This is a genomic window from Microbacterium kribbense (genome assembly GCF_039537285.1).
Classification (GTDB): Bacteria; Actinomycetota; Actinomycetes; order Actinomycetales; family Microbacteriaceae; genus Microbacterium; species Microbacterium kribbense.
This window is the reverse complement of record NZ_BAABAF010000003.1, coordinates 87,446-110,557: the sequence shown is the minus strand read 5'-3', so window position 1 is coordinate 110,557 and position 23,112 is coordinate 87,446. Positions and strand designations below refer to the sequence as shown.

20 protein-coding genes are annotated in these 23,112 nt (G+C 71.1%); 16 read left to right on the top strand and 4 right to left on the bottom strand.

The features are described from left to right. Positions 1 to 9: 9 nt before the first annotated feature. Positions 10 to 1,140, top strand: a complete 1,131-nt coding sequence (gene ispG / locus ABD705_RS05055; protein WP_344781518.1) for a flavodoxin-dependent (E)-4-hydroxy-3-methylbut-2-enyl-diphosphate synthase — start codon at positions 10 to 12, stop codon at positions 1,138 to 1,140. Positions 1,141 to 1,155: 15 nt separating this feature from the next. On the opposite strand, the gene ABD705_RS05050 is transcribed toward ispG, so the two are convergent. Further along, entirely contained in the window at positions 1,156 to 1,584 is a 429-nt protein-coding gene (locus ABD705_RS05050; RefSeq protein ID WP_344781209.1) for a VOC family protein, read from the bottom strand. A 255-nt stretch (positions 1,585 to 1,839) separates the two neighbouring features. Here ABD705_RS05050 and ABD705_RS05045 point away from each other — a divergent pair, with 255 nt between their 5' ends. Next, positions 1,840 to 2,688 carry a hypothetical protein gene (locus tag ABD705_RS05045; RefSeq protein WP_344781207.1) on the top strand — a complete coding sequence of 283 codons (849 nt, stop codon included), beginning with the start codon at positions 1,840 to 1,842 and terminating at the stop codon, positions 2,686 to 2,688. Between the two features lie 134 nt (positions 2,689 to 2,822). Here ABD705_RS05045 and ABD705_RS05040 read toward each other — a convergent pair whose 3' ends face one another. Further along, positions 2,823 to 3,008, bottom strand: coding sequence for a hypothetical protein (locus tag ABD705_RS05040; protein WP_344781205.1), 186 nt, complete (start codon positions 3,006 to 3,008; stop codon positions 2,823 to 2,825). Continuing rightward, positions 2,971 to 4,419, bottom strand: a complete 1,449-nt coding sequence (locus ABD705_RS05035; RefSeq protein ID WP_344781203.1) for an RNB domain-containing ribonuclease — start codon at positions 4,417 to 4,419, stop codon at positions 2,971 to 2,973. The genes ABD705_RS05040 and ABD705_RS05035 overlap by 38 nt, the downstream gene beginning before the upstream one ends. Positions 4,420 to 4,871: 452 nt before the next feature. Between ABD705_RS05035 and ABD705_RS05030 the strand changes: the two genes are divergently transcribed. The 8 genes from ABD705_RS05030 to ABD705_RS04995 all read left to right on the top strand — a co-directional run bounded on the left by ABD705_RS05030 (position 4,872) and on the right by ABD705_RS04995 (position 17,995). Then, positions 4,872 to 6,626 (top strand): proline--tRNA ligase, encoded by a 1,755-nt coding sequence (locus ABD705_RS05030; protein WP_344781201.1) that lies wholly within the window; start codon positions 4,872 to 4,874, stop codon positions 6,624 to 6,626. 72 nt (positions 6,627 to 6,698) lie between these two features. Next, positions 6,699 to 7,748, top strand: a complete 1,050-nt coding sequence (locus tag ABD705_RS05025; protein ID WP_344781199.1) for an LOG family protein — start codon at positions 6,699 to 6,701, stop codon at positions 7,746 to 7,748. A gap of 61 nt (positions 7,749 to 7,809) precedes the next feature. Beyond that, positions 7,810 to 9,642 carry a lipase family protein gene (locus tag ABD705_RS05020; RefSeq protein ID WP_344781197.1) on the top strand — a complete coding sequence of 611 codons (1,833 nt, stop codon included), beginning with the start codon at positions 7,810 to 7,812 and terminating at the stop codon, positions 9,640 to 9,642. 90 nt (positions 9,643 to 9,732) lie between these two features. Then, a complete protein-coding gene (gene nusA / locus ABD705_RS05015) occupies positions 9,733 to 10,722 on the top strand; it encodes a transcription termination factor NusA (RefSeq protein WP_344781195.1) in 990 nt (329 codons plus the stop codon). Between the two features lie 37 nt (positions 10,723 to 10,759). After that, the gene (locus tag ABD705_RS05010; RefSeq protein WP_344781193.1) at positions 10,760 to 11,011 is read left to right on the top strand and encodes a YlxR family protein; all 252 of its coding nucleotides are present in this window, start codon (positions 10,760 to 10,762) and stop codon (positions 11,009 to 11,011) included. 92 nt (positions 11,012 to 11,103) lie between these two features. Continuing rightward, entirely contained in the window at positions 11,104 to 13,854 is a 2,751-nt protein-coding gene (gene infB / locus ABD705_RS05005; protein ID WP_344781191.1) for a translation initiation factor IF-2, read from the top strand. A 105-nt stretch (positions 13,855 to 13,959) separates the two neighbouring features. After that, the gene (rbfA, locus tag ABD705_RS05000; protein ID WP_344781189.1) at positions 13,960 to 14,445 is read left to right on the top strand and encodes a 30S ribosome-binding factor RbfA; all 486 of its coding nucleotides are present in this window, start codon (positions 13,960 to 13,962) and stop codon (positions 14,443 to 14,445) included. Positions 14,446 to 14,653: 208 nt separating this feature from the next. Beyond that, entirely contained in the window at positions 14,654 to 17,995 is a 3,342-nt protein-coding gene (locus tag ABD705_RS04995; RefSeq protein WP_344781187.1) for a S8 family serine peptidase, read from the top strand. A 54-nt stretch (positions 17,996 to 18,049) separates the two neighbouring features. Here ABD705_RS04995 and ABD705_RS04990 read toward each other — a convergent pair whose 3' ends face one another. Next, positions 18,050 to 18,976: an HhH-GPD family protein gene (locus ABD705_RS04990; RefSeq protein ID WP_344781185.1), complete on the bottom strand. Its 927-nt coding sequence runs from the start codon at positions 18,974 to 18,976 to the stop codon at positions 18,050 to 18,052. A gap of 57 nt (positions 18,977 to 19,033) precedes the next feature. On the opposite strand from ABD705_RS04990, the gene ABD705_RS04985 reads away from it, so the two are divergent. From ABD705_RS04985 to ABD705_RS04960, 6 genes are read left to right on the top strand one after another with little or no spacing between them, the layout of a single operon-like run. Then, the gene (locus ABD705_RS04985) at positions 19,034 to 19,669 is read left to right on the top strand and encodes a nucleoside/nucleotide kinase family protein (RefSeq protein WP_344781184.1); all 636 of its coding nucleotides are present in this window, start codon (positions 19,034 to 19,036) and stop codon (positions 19,667 to 19,669) included. Beyond that, positions 19,669 to 20,550 carry a tRNA pseudouridine(55) synthase TruB gene (gene truB / locus ABD705_RS04980; protein WP_344781183.1) on the top strand — a complete coding sequence of 294 codons (882 nt, stop codon included), beginning with the start codon at positions 19,669 to 19,671 and terminating at the stop codon, positions 20,548 to 20,550. Before ABD705_RS04985 ends, truB begins: the two co-directional genes overlap by 1 nt. Next, positions 20,547 to 20,915, top strand: a complete 369-nt coding sequence (locus tag ABD705_RS04975) for a hypothetical protein (RefSeq protein WP_344781181.1) — start codon at positions 20,547 to 20,549, stop codon at positions 20,913 to 20,915. Before truB ends, ABD705_RS04975 begins: the two co-directional genes overlap by 4 nt. Before the next feature lie 22 nt (positions 20,916 to 20,937). Then, positions 20,938 to 21,393, top strand: coding sequence for a hypothetical protein (locus ABD705_RS04970; protein WP_344781180.1), 456 nt, complete (start codon positions 20,938 to 20,940; stop codon positions 21,391 to 21,393). Then, on the top strand, positions 21,390 to 22,352 hold the full coding sequence (locus ABD705_RS04965) for a bifunctional riboflavin kinase/FAD synthetase (RefSeq protein WP_344781178.1): 963 nt from the start codon (positions 21,390 to 21,392) through the stop codon (positions 22,350 to 22,352). The genes ABD705_RS04970 and ABD705_RS04965 overlap by 4 nt, the downstream gene beginning before the upstream one ends. After that, the gene (locus tag ABD705_RS04960) at positions 22,349 to 23,098 is read left to right on the top strand and encodes a hypothetical protein (RefSeq protein ID WP_344781176.1); all 750 of its coding nucleotides are present in this window, start codon (positions 22,349 to 22,351) and stop codon (positions 23,096 to 23,098) included. Before ABD705_RS04965 ends, ABD705_RS04960 begins: the two co-directional genes overlap by 4 nt. Positions 23,099 to 23,112: the final 14 nt, after the last annotated feature.

Below are 23,112 nucleotides of genomic sequence, written 5' to 3'. Positions count from 1 at the left end.
AATCTCGGGATGCCGCCGGCGCCGGCCACCCTCGCGCCGCGGCGGCGCAGCCGGCAGATCCGGGTCGGCAAGGTCCTGGTCGGCGGCGACGCCCCGGTCAGCGTGCAGTCGATGACCACGACGCCGACCACCGATATCAACGCGACGCTGCAGCAGATCGCCGAGCTGACCGCCGCCGGCTGCGACATCGTGCGTGTCGCGGTGCCCAGCCAGGACGACGCCGATGCGCTGCCGATCATCGCGCGCAAGAGTCAGATCCCGGTGATCGCCGACATCCACTTCCAGCCCCGGTACGTGTTCGCCGCGATCGACGCCGGGTGCGGCGGCGTGCGGGTCAACCCCGGCAACATCCGCCAGTTCGACGACAAGGTCGGCGAGATCGCGAAGGCCGCGCACGATGCCGGCGTGTCGCTGCGGATCGGCGTGAACGCCGGGTCACTGGACAAGCGACTGCTGCGCAAGCACGGCACCGCGACGCCGGAGGCACTGGTCGAGAGCGCGGTGTGGGAGGCATCCCTGTTCGAGGAGCACGACTTCCACGACTTCAAGATCTCGGTCAAGCATCACGACCCGGTGACGATGGTCAAGGCCTACCGGCTGCTGGCCGAGCGCGGCGACTGGCCGCTGCATTTGGGCGTCACCGAGGCGGGCCCGGCGCTGCAGGGCACCGTGAAGTCGGCGACCGCGTTCGGCATTCTGCTGGGGGAGGGCATCGGCGACACGATCCGCGTCTCACTGTCGGCGCCGCCGGTCGAAGAGGTCAAGGTGGGCCTGGAGATCCTGCAGTCGCTCGGGCTGCGCCAGCGCACCCTCGAGATCGTGTCGTGCCCGTCGTGCGGGCGCGCGCAGGTCGACGTCTATTCGCTCGCCGATTCGGTCACCGAGGGGCTGAAGGACCTGACCGTGCCGCTGCGGGTCGCGGTGATGGGCTGCGTCGTGAACGGGCCCGGTGAGGCGCGCGAGGCGGACCTGGGCGTTGCCAGCGGCAACGGCAAAGGGCAGATCTTCGTCAAGGGTCAGGTCATCAAGACGGTGCCCGAGTCCGAGATCGTGCCGACGCTGATCGCCGAGGCGAACCGGATCGCCGCCGAGATGGGGCCGGATGCCGCGCTGGGCACGGCACAGGTGGTCACCGCCTGAACCGGCCGCGCCCCGTCACTGCAGGCAGAACTCATTGCCTTCGGGATCGCGCATCTGGTAGTACACGTCGGGCCACGGGCCCCACTGCTGGTCGATCAGCCGCACCATCGTCGCGCCGAGGGCGACGAGCCGGACCTTCTCGGCCTCCAGTCGCTCGCGGTGCGAGCCTTCGCCGTCATGGGCGACGCTGACATCGAGGTGGATGCGGCTGCGTCCGGACTTGGCGCGGTCGGCGTGGTGGAAGAACAGACGCGGGCCCTTGCCCGTGGGGTCCTCCGCAACTGCCCGTGTGGCCAGATCGGCTTCGGTCAGTCCGGCGCCGAGCAACTGCGAGCGCAACGGCTCCTCCCAGTCCGTGTGCGGGTAGCCGAACACGTCCGCCCAGAAGTGCGAGAGCGCGCTCGGATCGTCCGCGTAGTAGGTGATGTTGCCCAATGCCGCCATGATTCCTCCTTCGGGGATTTCGGGTTTCGGCAACGCTAGCGCCGGGTGCCGACATCCTGATGCGGTGTCCGAGGACCCGAGTCCGGCCACGCCCTGGACGCTCTCCGCCGCGACGCTCGTGCCGACGACGACGGCCAGGTTCGTCGCGAGCCCGGTCCGGCGTCATCGGCGACGGCGTTAGGCTTCGACTGCACATGCACCCGGGGATCGTGGCGAGCAGGGCCATGGGGCGTGGACCCGGAACGGAGGAGGCCCATGTCGGCGACGAGAGTGACGTTTCCCGCGGGAGCGGTGACCGGGCAGGCCGCCGTGGTGCGCACGGCAGGCGGCGTCGTGGTCCTGGACGTCACGCCGTTCCACCCGGTCGACCACACCTGGCCGGATCAGCCCGGCGACTGCGGCGTGCTGCGATCCGGTGACGACCGGGTGCGCGTCGTCGAGGCCGTGATGGCGGCCACCGATGCCGAGGGGACCCTGTTCGTGGGCACCGACATCCCCGTCAAGCGTGGAGCGGAGGGCTGGACCTGGCTGGTCGGGCACCGACTCGAGACCGACGCGCCGGCCTGGCTGGTGCCGGGAGCGACGGTCACCGCCGAAGTGGACGCCGTGCGTCGGGCGGCGCTGAGCCGCGGCCACTCAGCATGCCATCTCTCGTCGCTGGCGTTGGACCTCGCGCTCGCCGACCTGTGGCGCAAGGACCCGGGCACCGACCCGCTGGGCAGCCCCGACTTCGAGTCGCGGGCGAATCAGTCCAGCAGCATCCATGCCGACGGCAGCGTGGATGGGTACCGGTTGGGCAAGAGCCTGCGCAAGGCCGGGTTCGATTCGGCGGGGTTCGCCGCGTCGCTGCCCGAGCGCGCGGAGCGCATCAATGCGCAGCTGGCGGCATGGGTGGCCGTCGGCGGCACCAGCCGCATCGCGGTCGAAGGACCCACGATCACCGATCGGCGCACCTGGGAGTGCACGCTGCCCGAAGGCGAGGTCGGCTTCGCCTGCGGCGGCACGCATGTCGGCTCGCTGTCGGCGTTCTCGGCCATCACGGTCGCGCTGGATCTGTCCGACCCGCAGCTGCTGGTGATGACGACGACGGCGGTGCCGGTCTGACCTGCACCGGGGGCACGGCGCGGCGTGTGCGCAACTCAGTCGATCTGCGCCGGATCAGCCCGGTTCTGGCCCGAAACCGTCTCGGCGCGTTCAGAATGGCGGAGTTGTGAACGGCCCGCGGTCGTGCCCGCGCGTCAGTGCAGCGTGCCGCCGGGGGTGACGGCATCCACCCGCACGTCCAGCGCCGACGCGGCCGCGATCACCAGTGCCCGGGCGATCTCGACGATCGGCAGCTCGGGCTCGCGGCGAAGGGCTCGAACCCGGTCAGCAGCACTCCGGGCATCAGGCCTGGCCTCCGGCGGGTACCACCACGATCTCACCGGTCGCGATGTCGGCGCGCTGCAGCTGCAGCTCGACCGTCGACCCGGATTCGGCCTGCAGCCCCGCCACGACGACCGTCACCAGCGGCCCGGACAGCTGCACGCGCATTCCGCCGTTTCGCCGCCCCAGCACCACGCCCGCGAAGCGTCGCCCCTCGTGCCCGTGCAGCACAGCGGCTTCGACGCGGTCGATCGACGCGGAATCCAAACGTCCGGCAAGCCCGTTGCTGCGGCCCATGATCTTCGGCAGCTCCGGCAGGCTCTCGCGCGCCCACTGCGGGACCTCGCGTCCGTTGGCCGCGGCCTCGCACACGACGAGCGACCACCGGTCCACGAGCCGGCGCAGCGGTGCGGTCGTGTGCGCATAGGGCGCCGCGATGGCCGACTGCAGCGTGTCGGCGGGCGGGGCGCCGTCGAATGCCGTGTATCCGGCGCCCCGGAACAGCCGGGTCGCGGCGGCGCGGATCGCCAGCGTCTTCGGATCGTCGCCGCGCAGTCCGCGCAGGTACTCGCCGTATCCGACGCCCTCGGGCCAGGGATCTCCCAGCGCCATGGTCTGCGCGCGGAACGTCGCGATGTCGTCGGCGTCGGCCGCGGGCATCGTGCGCAGGATGCCGACGCCGGCATCGAGCATGATCTTGGCGGCCGCCATGCCGGTCAGCAGCGACACCTGCGCGTTCCAGTCCTCGATCGGCAGCGTCGCGCGCCGCGTCAATTCGTAACGGCCGCCGGTGACCTCGACCTCGATCTCGGGGGAGTTCAAGCTCGCCCCGCCGCGCTCCTGCTCGCGCTTCGCGCGCTCGGCTCCGAACCAGGGCAGCGCCGTCAGCGACTCGGGACCGGACTTCTCATCGACCGCCTTCTGAGCCTCGGCGTAGGTCCACTGCCGCCGCGAACGCATGAGCGCGCGGGTCAGCGTCACGCGCACCGGTTCGGCCCGCTCGTCGAGCTCGAAGCGCCAGACGAATGCGCGCCGGTCCTGGCCGGGGAACAAGGACGCGGCGCCCTCGCTGAGCACCCGCGGGTGCAGGGGGATCGTCCCGTCGACGGCGTACAGGGTCTCGCCCCGTGCCCGGGCTGCGGCATCCACCTGCCCTTCCGGTGCGACGAAGGCCGGCACGTCCGCGATCGCGTAGTGCAGGATGCCGCCGGTCGGCGTGCGCTGCAGGTGCAGCGCCTGGTCGAGGTCGCGCGAGCCGTCGGGGTCGATGGTCAGGAACTCGATGTCGCGCAGGTCGGCCAGGTCTTCGGCCGGCGTGATCGACACGTCGCGCCCCGCGGCCTCGGCCTCGGCCATGACCGCCGGGTCGAACCCATCGGGCAGATCGAGTTCTTGGCGCAGGGCGGACAGCGCGGCGGCGAGGGCGTCCCCCGCGGCCGCTGAAACAAGACGAGGGCGGCGACCGGTCACGTGAGTCAGTGTACGGGGGCTGTCGTCTCCGCGTCCGGTACCTGCCGCGCCGCGGCGCGCATAGTGCAGGTGGCGCACCGGGATGAACCCGTCCGAGAGGATCTCGACGGCGGCGGCCAGGGGTCTGGGCCGTCCCCGGCCAGCTCCTCGATGAAGAACGGCACGCCGTCGGCACGTGCGGCGACGGCGGCCGCGTCGACCAGGAACTCCTGCAGCAGGCGCGTCTTGCCGATGCCGGCCTCGCCGCAGCACGACGACCGTGGGTCTGCCGGTCCGCCCCCGGGCAAACGCGTCGCGCAGCAGGGCGAGCTCGTTCTCGCGCCCGACCATGCGGGCGGCGGCTGCGGAGAGCATGTCGCCATCGTGGCGTCGAAGCGCCTGTGCGGGAAGGGGTGCCCCGGCGTCGCCGCTCGGAGGGGGACCGGCACGGCCCGCCTCTAGACTGGGGGATCGTGGTGACTCGACTGTCGAAATTCTTCGTTCGCACGCTCCGTGAAGACCCCGCCGATGCGGAGGTCGCCAGCCATAAGCTGCTGGTGCGCGCGGGCTACATCCGGCGCCAGGCCGCCGGGGTGTTCGCCTGGCTGCCGCTGGGCCTGCGCGTGAAGGCGAAGATCGAGCGGGTCATCCGCGAGGAGATGGATGCCGCCGGCGCCCAGGAGGTGCACTTCCCGGCGCTGATGCCGCGCGAGCCCTACCAGGCCACCGGTCGGTGGGACGAGTACGGCGAGCTGCTGTTCCGGCTGCAAGACCGCAAGGGCGGCGACTATCTGCTCGCGCCCACGCACGAAGAGGCGTTCACGCTGCTGGTGAAGGACCTGTACTCGTCGTACAAGGACCTGCCGCTGGCGATCTACCAGATCCAGGACAAGTACCGCGATGAGGCGCGCCCGCGCGCCGGTCTGCTGCGCGGTCGCGAGTTCACGATGAAGGACGCCTATTCGTTCGACTACACCGACGCGGGGCTGGATGCCTCGTACGAGGCGCAGCGTGACGCGTACGAGCGGATCTTCCAGCGCCTGGGCCTGGAGTACGTCATCGTCAAGGCGGATGCCGGGGCCATGGGCGGCTCGCGCAGCGAGGAGTTCCTGCACCCGACGCCGGTGGGAGAGGACACCTTCGTGCGCTCGGCCGGAGGCTACGCCGCCAACGTCGAGGCGTTCACGACCCTCGCCGCCGACCCGGTGCCGCTGGAGGGGCTGCCCGAGGCGGTCGTGTTCGATTCGCCGCACACGCCCACGATCGACACGCTCGTCACGCTGGCGGGCACGGTGCTCGACGGCGAGTACACCGCCGCCGACACGTTGAAGAACGTCGTGCTGGCGCTGACGCACCAGGGCGGCGCACGCGAGCTGGTCGTGGTCGGCATCCCCGGCGACCGCGACGTGGACGAGAAGCGCGCCGAGGTGGCGTTCGCGCCGGCTGCGGTCGAGCCGGCCACCGACGAGGACTTCGCCCGCCATCCGCTGCTGACCAAGGGCTACATCGGCCCGTGGACGGCGGACGGACAGGTGCTCGGATCGGGCTCGGCCACCGGCATCCGCTATCTCGTCGACCCGCGCGTGGCCGACGGCACGCAGTGGATCACCGGTGCGAACGTCGACCAGAAGCACGCGCACTCGGTCACCGCCGGGCGCGACTTCGTCGCCGACGGCGTGGTCGAAGTCGCCACCGTGCGCGACGGCGACCCGGCGCCGGACGGCTCGGGCCCGGTGAGCCTGGCGCGCGGCATGGAGATCGGGCACGTCTTCCAGCTCGGCCGCAAGTACGCCGAGGCCCTCGGACTGAAGGTGCTCGATGAGAACGGCAAGCTGGTCACCGTCACGATGGGATCGTACGGCATCGGCGTGACCCGCATCCTCGCGATCATCGCCGAGCTGAACAACGACGACAAGGGCCTGATCTGGCCCGAGTCGGTCGCGCCGTTCGACGTGCACGTGGTGGCCACCGGCAAGGATGCGGTCGCCTTCGAGCTGGCCGAGCAGCTGTCCGCGCTGCTGCAGGATGCCGGCCTGGACGTGCTCTACGACGACCGGCCGAAGGTCTCACCGGGTGTGAAGTTCGGCGACGCCGAGCTGATCGGCGTGCCCCGCATCGTGATCGTCGGCCGCGGTGCGCCCGAGGGCATCGTCGAGCTGTGGGACCGCCGCAGCGGGGAGCGTTCGAGCGTTCCGGTCGCCGAGGCGGTGGCGCGGCTGCGCGGCTGAACGGGCGGCCCGGCGGGGGAGCAGCCGCGCCGTCATGGCGGCCGTGGGTCGATGCCGTGGCAGAGTGGGGCCATGGCTGAGAACACGATTCCGGCAGAGGTCACCGAAGCGCTGCGGGCGGCGATGAGCGCCGTCGGCATCACCGAGAACGAGGATCTGGTCGCGCGCATCCTGGTGACGGGCGTCGGTCTGGGCATGGACGACACCGACCGGCTCGACCTGAAGATCAGTTCGGCCGCGCTGACCGAGATGCGTGCCGCGTTCGACCTGTTCGCGCCCTACCGCGATGTGCTGAAGGTGACGATCTTCGGCTCGGCGCGCACCAAGCCCGACGATCCGCTGTACCGGCAGGCCCGCGATGCGGCACGCGCGCTGGCCGGGCGCGGCTGGATGGTCGTCACCGGCGCCGGCCCCGGAATAATGCAGGCCGCCGCCGAAGGCGCCGGCCTGCATCGGTCCATCGGCGTCTCGATCCGGCTGCCGTTCGAAGAGAAGCCGAACGCGGCGATCGCCGACGGGCAGAACCTCGTGTCGATGAAGTACTTCTTCACCCGCAAGCTGATGCTGATGAAGGAGTCGCACGGGTTCATCTGCGTGCCCGGCGGGTTCGGCACCCTGGACGAGATGTTCGAACTGCTGACCCTGCAGCAGACCGGCAAGGCGGAGCCGATGCCGATCGTGCTGCTGGACGAGACCGGCGGCACGTTCTGGCAGGGCCTGCGCAGCTTCGTCGACCGACACCTGGTACCCGCCGGGGTGATCAACCCCGACGACTTCGATCGCGTCCTGATCACCGATTCGGTGTCGGCGGCGATCGATGAGATCACCGGCTTCTGGCGCAACTACGACTCGCTGCGCTGGGTGCGCGATCATCTCGTGCTGCGCATCCGCACACCCCCCACCGACGCGCAGCTCGACGACCTGAACGACCGGTTCGCGCATCTGCTGACGGCAGGGCGCATCGAGCGGACCGAGCCGTTGCGCGACGAGCGCCAGGACCATGACCGACTCGACCTGCCACGACTGGTGATGCAGCTGAGTCCGTACCGGGTGGGCGGCCTGTTCCATCTCGTCGCCGCGATCAACGCGCTCGCCGACCCGCCCGCCGACCCGGCGGCCTGACCGGGCCACGGCCCGGCATATCGGCCGCCATCCAGCCGCCGCGACCTATCATGGCTCGGTGATGGGCGAGCGGGAGGGAAAGCGCTGGAGCGTCCTGCCACGCCTGGTCGCGCAGGCCCCACCTCGGGTGCTCGTGGTCGTCGGCGCACTCGTGGCCATCCTGGGCGTGCTGATCGTGTCGCGCCCCCTGACGTCGCTGCTGCTGTTGGGTCTGTACGTGGGCGCGAGCGCCGTGATCTCCGGCGTCATCGACCTGATCTCGGCGCAGCGCGGAGGGCGCAGCTGGACGCAGCTGATCGATCTGGGCTGGATCGCGATCGGCGTGCTGGTGCTGGTGTGGATCGGCCGCAGCCTCGACCTGCTGCCCGCCGCGCTGGCGGTGCTGCTGCTGCTGGGCGGCGTCGCCGCGATCGCCGAGGCGACGCTTCGTCGCCGCGCCGGCGCGCGAGTGCGGGTCAGCGCGCGGGTGCTGTCGGCCACCTGGGGGGCGGCGCAGGTCGCCTTCGGCCTGCTGTCGCTGACCTGGCCCGACGTGACGGTTCTCGTGGTCGCGGTCGTCTTCGGCGTGCGCACCCTCGTCTTCGGCGGGATGCTGCTGGTGCGCGGCATCCTCGCTCTCGATCGCCGCCCCGACCGTGGCGGCCGGCCCGAGCGCCGGCACGCGCCGCACCCGGGATGGGGGGATGCCGGGCGCTACGCGATCGTGCTGGTGCTGGTCGTGGTCACCGCGACCGGGTGGTCGCTGAACGGGTATCTGCAGAATGGCGCGCCGGTCATCGACGCGTTCTACGATCCACCGGCCGTGCTGCCGACCGGCGGGCACGGTGAGCTGATCCGCGCCGACGACTACGCCGGCAGGATTCCCGCCGGCGCGACCGTCAAGCGCATTCTCTACACGACCACCGACACCTACGGCCGGCCGGTGTCGGCCAGCGGCCTGGTGATCATCCCGGACGTGACGCTGCAGGCGCCGATGCCGATCGTGCTGTGGAATCACGGCACCACCGGCGTCGCCCGCGGCTGCGCGCCGAGCCTGAGCGACAGCTCCGCGACGAGGTGGGCGATCCCCGACCTGAACGTCGCGCTCGCGCACGGCTGGATGGTGGTCGCGCCCGACTACGCCGGACAGGGCGCGCCCGGGGTGTTCCCCTACCTGATCGGGCAGGGCGAAGCGCGCTCCGCGCTGGACGCCGTCCGCGCCGCGCAGCGGCTGCCGCACGTGTGGGCATCGGACGACGTGGTCATCTGGGGGCACTCCCAGGGCGGACACGCCGCGCTGTGGGCCAGCCAGATCGCCGCGAAGTACTCACCGGGGCTGACCGTGCTCGGCGCCGCGGCGCTGTCGCCCGCCGCCGATCCGCTGTCGCTGGCGCGCGACCTCACCGCCGGCTACGCCAGCGTGGAGCTGACCGTGCTGACGGCCTGGGTGCTCGTGCCGTACTCCGAGACCTACCCGGACATCAGGATCAACGACTACGTCTCGCCCGGTGCCCGCGCCATCGTCCGCGAGATGGCGCAGCGCTGCCCCACCGAGCCGGGGGTGATCGTCTCGGTGCTGACGGCGCTCGGCGTCTCCGAAGACCATCCGCTCTACATCGGCGACCTGACCGCCGGGGCGATGGGCCGCCGGCTCGGCGAGAACGCCGCCACCGGCAAGTGGCAGACCCCGCTGCTGATCGCCTGGGGGCAGCGCGACGAGGTGATCCCGCGCAGCGAGCAGGTCGCTTTCGTCAAGCGCCTGTGCGCCGCCGGCAACAGCGTGCAGTGGATCGAATACCCCGCGACCGGCCACCAGGCGGTGATGCTGCCGGGCTCGCCGCTGCTGCCCAAACTCATCGACTGGACCGGCGGCCTGTTCGCGCATCGGGCCGCTCCGGCCAACGAGTGCACCTGACGCTGGGGCGCGGTCGCCGCGCGTCCCATCGGGTAACGTTGTAGGGATGCCGGTGCGTGCGCCGGCGAGAGCTGAATAGGGAAGGTCACGATGGAAATCGATCTGGGACTGCTGCGTACGGTCGAGCGCGAGAAAGAGATCCCCTTCGACGAGTTGGTGCGGATCATCGAGCAGGCGATTCTGACCGCCTACGCGAAGCACACCACGACCACCGGCATCCTTCCTGACGGCGCCCGCGCCGTGCTCGACCGCAAGAGCGGCCACGTCGCCGTGTTCGTGCCGCTGCTGGACGAGGAGGGCGCGGTCATCGGCGAGGAGGAGAGCACTCCTGAGGACTTCGGCCGCATCGCAGCCTTCGCCGCCAAGCAGGTCATCAGCCAGCGGCTGCGCGACATCGCCGACGACGCCGTGCTCGGCGAGTTCCGCGGCAAGGAGGGTGACATCGTCGCCGGCGTCGTGCAGCAGGGGCCGAACCCGCGCATGGTGCACATCGACCTGGGCAGCGTCGAGGCGATCCTGCCGCCCGAGGAGCAGGTGCCCGGCGAGGACTACGCGCACGGCACCCGGATGCGCGTGTACGTCACCAGCGTCGCCAAGGGCACGAAGGGCCCGGCGATCACGGTCTCGCGCACGCACCCGGGCCTGGTGCGCAAGCTGTTCGCCCTCGAGGTGCCCGAGATCGCCTCGGGTCTGGTCGAGATCGTGTCGCTGGCCCGCGAGGCCGGCCACCGCACCAAGCTCGCCGTGCGCGGCAACGACCCGACCATCAATGCCAAGGGCGCCTGCATCGGCGAGCTGGGCCGTCGAGTGCGTGCCGTGACCGAAGAGCTCTCCGGCGAGAAGATCGACATCGTCGACTACGATCCCGAGCTCGCGACGTTCGTGGCCAACGCGCTCTCGCCCGCGAAGGTGACCTCCAGCTTCATCCTCGACGCGAACACCAAGGCCGTGCGCGCACTGGTGCCCGACTACCAGCTGTCGCTGGCCATCGGCAAGGAGGGCCAGAACGCGCGCCTGGCCGCCAAGCTGACCGGGGCGAAGATCGACATCCAGCCCGATTCGATCCTCGACGAGAACTGAACGCGGGCGCACGGCGCGCTCAGCGGCGAGGTGTAACATGGATCCTGTACGAACGTGCGTCGGATGCCGTCAGCGTTCCCTCCGGTCCACACTCTTGAGAGTCGTGGCCATCGACTCCCACCTTGTTCCTGATGAGCGTGCGACGATGCCCGGGCGGGGCGCCTGGGTGCACGACACGCGCGCGTGCATGGATGCCGCCCTGCGGCGCCGTGCCTTCGTGCGAGCATTGCGTGTGTCAGGTCCGCTTGACACGCAGACCATCGAACAGCACCTGCAGCGAAAAGGCTGAACGGCTATGGAATCAAAGTGAACGGCTCGAAATGAGTCCCGTCCGCGACTAACGGTCTGCCCTGCCTTGGGGAGACCCCAGACAGGAGAATTGTGGCTAAACCACGCGTACACGAGATCGCCGCCGAACTCGGCGTCGATAGCAAGGTCGCTCTGGCGAAGTTGAAGGAGCTCGGCGAATTCGTCAAGAGCCCGTCGTCGACCATCGAGCCTCCGGTGGCACGGAAGCTCCGCGCCGCCCTGGCCGGAGACGGCGCGGCGCCCGCCGCGGCACCGGCCAAGCCGGCCTCGCACCCCACCGGCCGCCCCGGCCCGGTGCGCCCCGCCGCGCCGGCCCCCAAGGTGCCGGCCAAAAAGGCCCCCGCCGCACAGCCGGCTGCCGCCGCCACGCCGCAGGCCGCCGCGCCCGCGGCACCCGCCGCGCCGGCACCCGCTGCGTCCGCGCCGGCGGCCCCGGCCGCGGGCACGACCGCCGGCCACACCGACGGTGCCGCGCCCGCTGCCCCCAAGCCGGGCGGCGCCCGCCCGGGCAACAACCCGTTCGCCTCGACCCAGGGCATGGGTCAGCGCCCCGCCGGCCCGCGCCCGGGCAACAACCCGTTCGCCCCTGCACAGGGCATGGGCCAGCGCCCGAACCCCGGCAACATCCCGCGCCCGCAGGCGCCGCGGCCGCAGCCGCCGCGTCCGGGTTCGCCCCGTCCCGGCGCTCCGCGTCCGGGTGGCGCGCGCACCGGCGGACCGGGCCGTCCCGGGGGTCGTCCCGGGGGCGCTCCGTTCCAGCAGCGCTCGGGTCGTCCCGGCACCGGCGGCGGCGCGGGCGGTTTCCCCGCTCGTCCGGCCGGCGGTTTCGCGGGTCGTCCCGGTGGCGGCGGTCGGGGTCGTGGCCCCGGCGGCGGCACGGCCGGCGCGTTCGGCAAGGGCGGCGGCAAGTCGAAGCAGCGCAAGTCGCGTCGGGCGAAGCGGCAGGAGTTCGAGATGCGGTCGGCGCCGGTCGTCGGCGGCGTCAACGTCCAGAAGGGCAACGGCCAGATCATCCGGATGCGCCGCGGCGCATCGATCTCGGACTTCGCCGACAAGATCGAGGCCCTGACCGGATACACGGTGCAGCCGTCGATCCTCGTGACGATCCTGTTCAACCTCGGAGAGATGGCCACCGCGACCGAGTCGCTGGACGAGGCCACCTTCGAGGTGCTCGGCGTCGAGCTGGGCTACAAGGTGCAGATGGTCTCACCCGAGGACGAGGACAAGGAGCTCCTGGAGGGCTTCGGTCTGGACCTCGAGCAGGAGCTGGCCGACGAGGACGACGGGGACCTGGAGATCCGGCCCCCGGTGGTCACCGTCATGGGTCACGTCGACCACGGCAAGACGCGGCTGCTGGACGCCATCCGGCAGACCAACGTCACGGCGGGCGAGGCCGGCGGCATCACCCAGCACATCGGCGCCTACCAGATCTGGACCGAGCACGACGGCCACGAGCGGGCCATCACGTTCATCGACACGCCGGGCCACGAGGCGTTCACCGCCATGCGCGCCCGCGGTGCCCAGGTCACCGACATCGCGATCCTGGTGGTCGCCGCCGACGACGGCATCATGCCGCAGACGGTCGAGGCGCTCAACCACGCCCAGGCCGCCGGCGTGCCGATCGTGGTCGCAGTCAACAAGATCGACAAGCCCGACGCCAACCCGGCCCGGGTGCGCCAGCAGCTGACCGAGTACGGACTGGTCGCCGAGGAGTACGGCGGGGACGTCATGTTCGTCGACGTCTCGGCGCGCGAGAACATCGGCATCCAGGATCTTCTGGATGCGGTGCTGCTGACCGCCGACGCCGGTCTGGATCTGCGCGCGAACCCCAACAAGGACGCCCGCGGTGTGGCGATCGAGGCCAAGCTCGACAAGGGCCGCGGCTCGGTGGCCACGGTGCTCATCCAGTCCGGCACGCTGCGGGTCGGCGATGCGATCGTCGCCGGCACGGCATACGGCCGGGTGCGCGCGATGATGGACGAGAACGGAGATGCCGTCGAAGAGGCGGCGCCCGCACGCCCTGTGCAGGTGCAGGGTCTGAACTCGGTGCCCCGCGCCGGTGACACCTTCCTGGTCACCGACGAGGATCGGATGGCCCGGCAGATCGCCGAGAAGCGTGAGGCGGCCGCGCGCAATGCGCAGCTGGCCAAGGCGCGCAAGCGCATCTCGCTCGAGGACTTCACGCGGGCTCTGGAGGAGGGCAAGGTAGAGTCGCTGAACCTGATCATCAAGGGTGACGTCTCCGGTGCCGTCGAGGCGCTGGAGGAGTCGCTGATGAAGATCGAGGTCGACGACACGGTCCAGCTGCGCATCCTGCACCGCGGTGTGGGTGCCGTCACCGAGTCCGACGTGGACCTGGCGACGATCGACAACGCGATCATCGTCGGCTTCAACGTCCGCCCCGACCAGAAGGCGCGCGAGCGCGCCCAGCGCGAGGGTGTGGACATCCGCTTCTACTCGGTCATCTACTCAGCGCTCGAAGACATCGAGAACTCGCTGAAGGGCATGCTCAAGCCGGAGTTCGAAGAGGTCCAGTCCGGTGTCGCCGAGATCCGCGAGGTGTTCCGCTCGTCGAAGTTCGGCAACATCGCCGGCGTCATCGTGCGCAGCGGCACCATCACCCGCAACGCCAAGGCCCGGGTCATCCGTGACGGCGTGGTCGTCGCGGACGGTCTGGCCATCGAGTCGCTGCGTCGGTTCAAGGACGATGTCACCGAGGTCCGCGAGGGCTACGAATGCGGTATCGGCCTGGGCAAGTTCAACGACATCCAGGTGGGCGACGAGGTCGAGACCACCGAGATGGTCGAGAAGCCCCGCGGTTAGCGCGGTACCCGGTCGTTGAGCGAGGCGCGCAGCGCCGAGTCGAAACGACATGAGCGTCGTTTCGACTCGCTTCGCTCGCTCAACGACCGGATCACAGGAGGAATCATGTCTTCAGAGCGCCAGGCCCGCATGGCCGACCGCATCCGCGTGCTGATCGCGCGGCGCCTCGAGAAGGGGCTGCGCGACCCGCGCCTGGGCTTCGTGACGATCACCGACGTGCGTGTGACCGGTGACCTGCAGCATGCATCGGTGTTCTACACCGTGCTGGGCAGCGAAGCAGAGCGCCGCGACTCGGCCGAGGCGCTGCGGGCGGCCACCGGCATGCTGCGCAGCGAGGTGGGCCGGCAGCTCAGCGTGCGGCTGACCCCGACGCTGGAGTTCATCGCCGACGGCATCCCCGAGAATGCGGGGCACATCGAGGACCTGCTGCGCGAAGCGCGCGAGCGCGATGCGGCCGTGGCCGGTCTCGCCTCGGGCGCGGTGTACGCCGGCGACCCCGATCCCTACGTCAAGCCCCGCGAGTTCGACGAGGTCGAGTCGGAAGAGGCCGAGTCGGAAGAGGCCGAGTCGGAAGAGGCCGAGACCGAATGACCGCACCCGAGCGGATGCGGCCGAGCAGCCGCGTCCGCTCCAGCCCGGGTGCGCGCGGCGCGCCGAACATGCACTGGCGGACATATGCGCAGGTCCGATAGCGTGTTGCGAGTCCATGTTCCGGGGCTCTTCCCACACGGGAGAGTATCGACGGCGGTGAACAGCACTGCCGGGTGACCGGGCGCCAGGCACGAAGGAGTGTCGACACATGACCAGTCTGTTCCGATCCAGAGGGCGGTCGCTGGCCGCCCTTTCCGCTGCCGCGGTGGTGTGCGCCCTGTTGTGGCCGGCCACCGCGACCGCCGCGACCTCGCCGGACGATTCGACGGCGACACCGGTTCCCACCGCCTCGCACGGCATGCTCGCCTCGTCGCTGAAGCTCGCCGGCGGACTCGACCGCATGAACGGGCGACGCTCGGTGTTCGTGCAGCTGAGCGGCCAGGGCGCCGCCGCGGCCGCCGATGCGGCCAAAGCCTCCGGCAAGAGTGCGAGCCAGCAGAAGGCCAGCGTGAAGGCGGCCAAGGCCGCCGCGAACAAGAAGTCGGCCGCCGTCGTCGCGCAGGCGCGCAAGAAGGACGGCAGGACGACCGAGCTGTGGCAGGTGGGCAATGCTCTGCCCGGGGTCGCGATCACCGCCGACGTCGCGGCGATCAAGGAACTGGCTGCGCGCAGCGATGTCGTCAAGATCACTCCGCTGGTGCCCAAGCACACGCTCAACGCGACAGGGTCGGACCTGACCCGCGCCGTCGACTCGTGGCAGCAGACGCACAGCACCGGCGCGGGCGTGAAGATCGCGATCATCGACACCGGCCTGGACTACACGCACGCCGACTTCGGCGGGCCGGGCACCGAAGCAGCCTGGCAAGCCGCGCATGAGAACAATGCCGATCCGCACTGGCGCGACACCCTGACAGAATTGGCACAGGCGAAGGTCGGCGGCGGATTCGACTTCGCCGGCGACGACTACAACGCCGACCCCACGGCCTCCGACTACCAGCCGGTGGCCCACCCCGACGCCGATCCGATCGGTTGCGGCCCGCACGGCACCCACGTCGCCGGCATCGCCGCCGGCTATGGCGAGAACGCCGACGGATCGACCTTCACCGGTGACTACGGGTCGCTGACGGCGGACGACATCGCGGCGATGAAGGTCGTGCCCGGCACCGCGCCGGCAGCGACGGTGTATCCGCTGAAGGTGTTCGGCTGCGAGGGCTCGACCGATGTCGTGATCCCGGCTCTGGACTATGCGCTGGACCCCAACGGCGATGGGAACTTCGCCGACAAGGCCGACATCGTCAATCTGTCGCTGGGCGCGGACTACGCCACCGTCGACGACCCCGAGAACGACGTCGTCAACGCCCTGGCCGCCGCCGGCGTGCTGCCGGTGATCGCGATGGGCAACAACGGCGACCTGACCGACACCGGTGGTTCTCCCGGCAATGCGGTGCGCTCGCTCGCCGTGGCCAGCTCGGTCGACGCGTTCCAGCAGCTGGACGGACTCAAGGTCGACGCTCCGGACGGCGTCGCGGGCACGGTCGCCGGGCAGTTCTCCGTCGCCTACCCGTGGTCGACGAGTGCCTCGGTCACCGGCGCGGTCGTCCCGCTGTCATCTGCCAATGCGGACGGGTGCGACCCGCTGGGCGCGGCGGATGCGGCGGCCGTCGCCGGCAAGGTGGCGTGGCTGACCTGGGACTCGACGGATGCGACCCGCCGCTGCGGCTCGGCCGGGCGGGCGGCGAACGTGAAGGCCGCCGGTGCCATCGGCGCGATCTTCACGGGCGACGTCACACCGTTCGCCGCCGGGATCACCGGCGACGCCGACATCCCGGTGTTCCAGCTGACCGAGTCGGCGACCAAGGACCTCACGCCGGCCCTGGAGGCCGGCACCCTGACGGTGACCTTCGACGGCAGCCTCGCACTGAGCGTGGATGCTGTCGACCCGGCGATCAACGACCTGCTCAGCTCGTTCTCCTCACGCGGCACGCATGGCAGCCTGGGCGTGGTCAAGCCCGATGTCACTGCCCCCGGCGACACGATCCTGTCGGCGGGCCTGGGCACCGGAACCGGCGCAGTCAACATGTCCGGCACGTCGATGGCGACACCGCACACGGCAGGCATCGCGGCACTCGTGAAGCAGGCGCATCCGGACTGGACGCCCGAGCAGATCAAGGCCGACATCATGAACACGGCCGGCCACGACCTCTACACCGGAACCGACAGAACCGGCGACGTGTACAGCCCCGCCCGGGTCGGTGCCGGCCGGATCGACGCGCTGGCGGCCGTGCAGAACTCGCTGCTGGTCTACTCGGATGACGTTCCCGGCGGCGTCTCGGCGTCGTTCGGCGTCGTCGAGGCGCCGGCGACGAAGGCGACCGTCAGCAGGACGATCGCGGTGCAGCTGCACAACACCGGTACGACCGGGGTGAGCGCGAACCTGTCCTACGCGGCCAGCAACGCCCAGCCGGGAGTCGCCTACACGGTGAGCCCGAGCAGCGTCACCGTGGCGGCGGGGGCGACCGAAACGGTGCACGTCACGATGACAGTCACGACGGCGAAGCTGCGCAACACGATCGATCCCACCATGGCCACCGACCAGTCGGGTGTGCCGCGCCAGTTCGTGGCGGACGCCTCGGGCCGGCTGATGGTCGCAGACGGATCGTCGTCCAACCCGCTCCGGCTGCCGGTGTACGGTGCGGCCAAGCCCGTCTCGCAGACGAGCACGGCCGACGTGCACAAGGGCGACACGCGTGCGCTGCGCCTGTCCGGCACCGGCGTGAGCCAGGGCGACGGCGCCACCGCATACGACTCGCTCGTGACGGTGGCAACGCTGGGGGCGACCAGCCCGCAGCTGCCCGTGTGCGGTGACAAGGTCACGCGGAACTGCACCCTCAACCAGACCGCCACCGCCGGCGACCTGAAATACGTCGGCGCGGGATCGTCGCCGACCAAGACGGGCTACGCCGACGGGTGGCTGTGGTTCTCGATCGCCACCTACGGCGACTGGGCGACGGTCGGCAACTCGACGATTCCGTACGTCGACGTCGACACGACCGGCGACGGCGTGCCCGACTACGAGGTGTACGTGCAGAACGTCGCCGGCACCGACGTGCTGGTGGCCTGGCTGATCGACCTCAGCACCGGTTCGGCGATCGATGCCGAACCGGTCAACTTCGCCTTCGGCGACGTCAACACGAACGTGTTCGACACGAACGTGCTGGCGATACCGGTGTGGCCGGCCATGATCGGCGTCACCGACACGGCGAAGTCGTTCCCGATCACCTACCAGGTGGGCACGTACAGCGCGTACGCGGTAGGCGGCACCGGCGACATCGACGATGTCGGGCCCATCTCATACGACGTGGTCACGCCGGCGATCGGCACGGGTGCTCCGCTGTACCTCGACCAGGGCGGCGCGGTCATCCCGTACACCCGCGGCACGCTGGGCGGCAACGGCAAGGGCAACGCGAAGGGCCTGCGTGATCAGGCGCTCGTGCTGCACCTGCACGGTGCCAGCGGCCATCGCGCCGAGGTCGTGAAGATCGGCGGCTGACTCCGCACACGGGCGGGCCCGGAGGGCACTCCGGGCCCGCCCGTGCGTGTGCCCTCAGCCGACGCCGGGAACATGCACGCGCGCGCCTCTGGCGGCGCCGGTGGGCAGGTGCAGCATCCCTTCGGATGCCTCGGCCAGCCCATCAGCGATCAGCGAATCGATCGCCCGGTCGCGCTGGTGCCGGTCCGGCCAGTCGGCGATCACAGCGTCCTGCCGCACGGCTCCGGCGGCGGCATCCCGCAGCTGCTTCAGCACCGCGCCACGGGCCTGCCGGTCACTGCCCGTATAGCGCGCCTGCTTGCGGCGGGCATCTCCGGTGTCGGGATACCCGGCCGCCCGCCATGCGCACGCATGCGCGATGGGGCATATGTCGCAGCGCGGGCTGCGGACCGTGCACACGACGGCGCCGAGCTCCATCGTGGCGGCGTTCATGACCGCGGCTTCGGCGTCGTCTGCGGGGAGGACGGCGGCCATCCGATCCAGGTCGCGCCGCGACGGCGGCCCGGGGTGGGCGCGGCCGTCGCACGCCCGTACCAGCACCCGACGCGTGTTCGTGTCGACGACCGGATGCCGGTCCCCGTACGCGAACACCGCGACAGCGCGCGCCGTGTAGTCGCCGATGCCGTCCAGCGCGATCAGGGCCTCGACCTGGCGCGGCACGATGCCGGCGTGCCGATCGCGGATCTGCCCGGCCGCACGGTGCAGCCGCAGCGCCCGACGCGGGTAGCCGAGGTTCGCCCACTGCCGCACGGCTTCGGCCGGCGCCTCGGCGGCCAGTGCCGCCGGGGTCGGCCATCGGGCGAGCCAGGCATCCAGGGGCCCGATCACGCGGCCGGTCGGCGTCTGCTGCAGCATGAACTCGCTCACCAGCACGCCCCAACCCCCGAAGCGCGAGTGGAAGGCGGCGCGGCGCCAGGGCAGATCCCGCGCGTGCGCACGGTACCACCGCACCAGCGGCGTGGCGAGATCGGGTTCGGGCACGGCATCCACCCTATGCGGGACGGTCTGCTCGGCTGCGTCGCCCAATAAGCTGGAGGCATGCGCCTGCCCATCACCCCCGCCAACACGCTGCTGCGCGAGCTGCGCGCCCAGCTGCGGCAGAACCACCCGGCCGGGCGCATCCTGGTGGCCGTCGACGCGCTGCCGCTGGTCGGCACCGCCGCGTTCGCCGATGAGCTCGCCGCGGTCCTCGGCGAGGACGGCACTGCCGTGTTCCGGGCATCCGCCGGCGACTTCCTGCTGCCGCCCCAGCGCCGCTCGGGCACCGACCGCGCACCGCAGTGGTTCGATGAAGAGCTCTTCCGGCGCGTGCTGGTCGACCCGTTCCGCAACGGCGTGCACACCTCCTCGACGACGGGCTTCCAACTGGCCGCCTGGGATCAGCGCCGCAACCAGGCCGCCGAGGCGCGGTGGGTCACCGGCCCCGAAGACGCCGTGCTGGTGGTGGACGGACCGTTCCTGCAGACCGCCACGCTGCGCGGCATGTGGCACTTCGCCGTGTGGCTCGAGGTGCCACAAGCGCAGTATGCGGCGCGTGCGGGCCGGTCGCCACAGGCGCCCTACCCGGACGTCGAGTTCGCGTATCTGCGCGAGCAGCCGGTGCAGCACGCCGCCGCGCTGGTGGACGTCGCCGATCCCGACCGGCCGGTGCAGGTGTTCCGGGACTCGTGCTGATGGGATCCGGCACCGGCATCCTGCTCGTCGACAAGCCGGCCGGGGTCACCAGCCACGATGTCGTGGCGCGGGCGCGCAAGGCCCGGGGCACGCGCAAGATCGGCCACGCCGGCACGCTGGACCCGATGGCGACCGGCCTGCTGGTGCTGGGCATCGGGCCGGCGACCCGGCTGCTGACCTACCTCGTCGGCCTCGACAAGACCTACACGGCGACCATCCGACTCGGCCAGAGCACCGACACCGACGACGCCGACGGGCAGATCACCGCCCGCACCGACGCATCCGGACTCGCCCCCGATGCGATCGCCGCGGGCGTCGCGCGCCTGACGGGCCCGATCGCGCAGGTGCCCAGCCGTGTCTCGGCGATCAGGGTGAACGGCCGGCGCGCCTATGACCTGGCCCGCGCGGGGGAGTCCGTCGAACTGGCCGCCCGCGAGGTCGTGATCTCGCGCTTCGAGGTGATCGCTGCGCGCGAACACGACGGATGCCGCGACCTCGACGTCGTCGTGGACTGCTCCAGCGGCACCTACATCCGCGCCCTGGCGCGCGATCTGGGCGCCGACCTCGGCGTGGGCGGCCACCTGATCGCGCTGCGGCGCACCCGGGTGGGTCCGTTCGCGGTCTCGGATGCGGCATCCGTGGGCGACCTCGCCGCGGCGACGCTGCGCACGCCTGCCGACGTCGCCGTGGCCGTGCTGCCCGCCCTGGCCGCCGACGCCGATCAGGCCCGCGACCTGCGCCAGGGCAAGAGGGTCGCCGGGCTCGCCTTCGACGGCCCGCACGCGGCGGCCATCGCACCGGACGGTGCGCTCATCGGCATCGTCGAGCGGCGCGGCACCGACATCAAGAGCGCCATGAACATGCCCGAGGAGCCCGCATGATCCTGTGGTTCACCCTGATCGCGGTCGCGGTGGCGGCCCTGGGCGGCGTGCTGTGCGTCGTGCTGGGCCTGGTCGGCCGACGCCCGTCCGACCTGTCGGTCGGCGTGCTCGCGCTGCTGGAGCTGCTGCTGATCGCGCAGGTCGTGATCGCGATCGTGGCGCCCTTCGCCGGCAACCCGCCCAGCGGCAGCCTGCTCGAGTACTGGGTGTATCTGGTCTCGGCGGTGCTGCTGCCGCCGGCCGGGGTGGTCTGGGCGCTGATCGAACGCAGCCGGTGGAGCACCGTGATCATGGGCGTCGCGGCCCTGGCCGTGGCCGTGATGGTGTGGCGCATGCAGGTGATCTGGACGATCCAGGGCATGTGAGCCCGCCTAAGATGAGACGGTCATGTCAACTCGTGCCCCCTCATCGCGGATGACCGGTATCGGTCGCGTCCTGGTCGTCGTCTACGGCATCCTCGCCCTGGGCGCCACTGGCCGCTCCCTCGTCCAGATCATCGAGCGCTTCCATCACGCGCCGCTCGCGTTCACGCTCTCGGCCGTCTCGGCGGTGGTGTACATCCTCGCCACGATCGCGCTGGTCCTGGCCTCGCGACACCCTCTCTGGTACCGGGTCGCGTGGGTCGCTATCTCGTTCGAGCTGGTCGGTGTGCTGGCCATCGGCACGCTCAGCCTGGTGCGCCCCGACCTGTTCCCCGAACCGACGGTGTGGTCGTTCTTCGGCATCGGCTACGTCTTCATCCCGCTCGTGCTGCCGTTCTTCGGGCTGTGGTGGCTGATCACGCATCGCCCGGCGGTGGTGCAGGCCGCGGATGCCGACTCCCCGGCGGTGACCACGCGATGATCGTCTTCGACGGTCCGGGCCAGGTGCCGGCGGGGTTCGGGCCCGGTGTCATCGCGATCGGCAAGTTCGACGGCGTGCACGCCGGGCATCGGGCGATGCTGGCCCGCGCACGGGCGGATGCCGCCTCCGGCGGCGGTGCGAAGGTCGTCGCGGTCACGTTCGACCGCAATCCGCTTGCGACGCTGCGCCCCGAGGTGTGCCCCGAAGACGTGATCGGCCTGCACCAGAAGCTGCGCCTGCTGGCGGGAACCGGCATCGATGCGACGCTGGTGCTGCGCTTCGATGCCGCGATGGCCGCCCAGAGCGCCGAGGACTTCATCGCGGACGTGCTCGTGAAGGCCCTGGCCGCCCGGACCGTGCTGGTCGGCGCCGACTTCCGGTTCGGGCATCGCGGCGCCGGCAACCCTGAGCTGCTGGCGCGGCTGGGCCGGCGGTACGGCTATCGGGTCGACGTCATCGACGAGGTCCGCGCGGACGCGTCGGAGCGTCGAGTCTCGTCGACGTGGGTGCGCGAGGCGCTGGCCGCCGGCGACATCGGGACCGCCACGATGCTGCTCGGCCGACCGCACACGGTGTGGGGTGAGGTCGTGCACGGCCGCAAGCGCGGGCGTGCGCTGGGCTTTCCGACGGCGAATCTGAGTGCCGATCTCGAGGGCTTCGTGCCCGCCGACGGCGTGTACGCGGGATGGCTGGTCGACGAGGGGCCGGCAGGTGCCCCGGGGCCCGGCATCCGGCATCCGGCGGCCATCAGCGTCGGCACGAACCCGACTTTCGACGACGTGCCGGTGCGCGTGGTCGAGGCGTATGTGCTGGACGAGACCGGGCTGGATCTGTACGGGCATCACGTCGAGGTCGAGTTCGTGCAGCGGGTGCGCGGCATGGTCGCGTTCGACGGAATCGAGGCTTTGAAGACGCAGATGGCGGAGGACGTGCGCCAGGTGCGACAATTCGTCACATGACGACCATCGATCCCGGTAGCCGCCCGCTGACGTTGCTGCGTCGCACGATTGTCACCCTGATCATCGTGGCCTTCGGGCTCGCTGCCATCGGCGGCATCATCGTGCTGCTGGGGGCGGAGCTCGGCGACACCGCGCTGCGCGTGCTCGGCACGACTGCGACGGTGGGAGCGTTCAGCATCGCGGTGCTGTGCTGCGCCGCTCTGCTGAGCCGTCCGCTGCGGGCGGTCGGCGTGGTCGGATCGATCATCGCGGTGCTCGGAGCCGGGCTGGCGGTGTGGCAGATCTGGTACGACGGCGAGTACGGTGCCGCCTGGGAGAACCTCATGAAGGTCACCTGGACGGCGATCGCCGCCACCGTCGCGCTGTCGCTGGCATCCCTGCTGCTGCTGCTGGCCGATCGGCGGCGCAGCGCGGTGCGCGTCGGACTGGCCGTCACGCTGGTGCTGATGGCCGTCGTGCTGGGCATGATCGTCTGGCTGATCTGGGCGGCCGACACCGTGGACGATCAGATCTTCCCGCGCGTGCTCGGCGTCTCGTCGATCCTCGCGGCGCTGGGCGCGGTCGTCGTGCCGGTGCTCTCGCTGCTGATGCCCGACGTGCGGCGTGCGGGGCTCAGCCGTGCCACGGTGGACCGCATCGAAGCCGAAGCGCAGCGGCGCGGCGTGACGCCTGACGAGCTGGTCGTCGGGCTGCTGCCCGCCGCGGACGGCGTGCTGGCCGCGCCGCCGGCGCAGCACGGGTCCTGACCTCGTCGCCGAGG

Bases quoted from the DNA above. Each gene is read 5' to 3' on its own strand.
- ispG (WP_344781518.1), top strand. From the start codon at position 10: ATGCCGCCGGCGCCGGCCACCCTCGCGCCGCGGCGGCGCAGCCGGCAG.
- ABD705_RS05020 (WP_344781197.1), top strand. From the start codon at position 7,810: ATGGGCGAGCGGGAGGGAAAGCGCTGGAGCGTCCTGCCACGCCTGGTC.
- ABD705_RS05025 (WP_344781199.1), top strand. From the start codon at position 6,699: ATGGCTGAGAACACGATTCCGGCAGAGGTCACCGAAGCGCTGCGGGCG.
- ABD705_RS04995 (WP_344781187.1), top strand. From the start codon at position 14,654: ATGACCAGTCTGTTCCGATCCAGAGGGCGGTCGCTGGCCGCCCTTTCC.
- ABD705_RS05045 (WP_344781207.1), top strand. From the start codon at position 1,840: ATGTCGGCGACGAGAGTGACGTTTCCCGCGGGAGCGGTGACCGGGCAG.
- ABD705_RS04970 (WP_344781180.1), top strand. From the start codon at position 20,938: ATGTCAACTCGTGCCCCCTCATCGCGGATGACCGGTATCGGTCGCGTC.
- ABD705_RS04965 (WP_344781178.1), top strand. From the start codon at position 21,390: ATGATCGTCTTCGACGGTCCGGGCCAGGTGCCGGCGGGGTTCGGGCCC.
- ABD705_RS04960 (WP_344781176.1), top strand. From the start codon at position 22,349: ATGACGACCATCGATCCCGGTAGCCGCCCGCTGACGTTGCTGCGTCGC.
- nusA (WP_344781195.1), top strand. From the start codon at position 9,733: ATGGAAATCGATCTGGGACTGCTGCGTACGGTCGAGCGCGAGAAAGAG.
- ABD705_RS05050 (WP_344781209.1), bottom strand. From the start codon at position 1,584: ATGGCGGCATTGGGCAACATCACCTACTACGCGGACGATCCGAGCGCG.
- rbfA (WP_344781189.1), top strand. From the start codon at position 13,960: ATGTCTTCAGAGCGCCAGGCCCGCATGGCCGACCGCATCCGCGTGCTG.
- ABD705_RS04975 (WP_344781181.1), top strand. From the start codon at position 20,547: ATGATCCTGTGGTTCACCCTGATCGCGGTCGCGGTGGCGGCCCTGGGC.
- ABD705_RS04985 (WP_344781184.1), top strand. From the start codon at position 19,034: ATGCGCCTGCCCATCACCCCCGCCAACACGCTGCTGCGCGAGCTGCGC.
- truB (WP_344781183.1), top strand. From the start codon at position 19,669: ATGGGATCCGGCACCGGCATCCTGCTCGTCGACAAGCCGGCCGGGGTC.
- ABD705_RS05010 (WP_344781193.1), top strand. From the start codon at position 10,760: ATGGATCCTGTACGAACGTGCGTCGGATGCCGTCAGCGTTCCCTCCGG.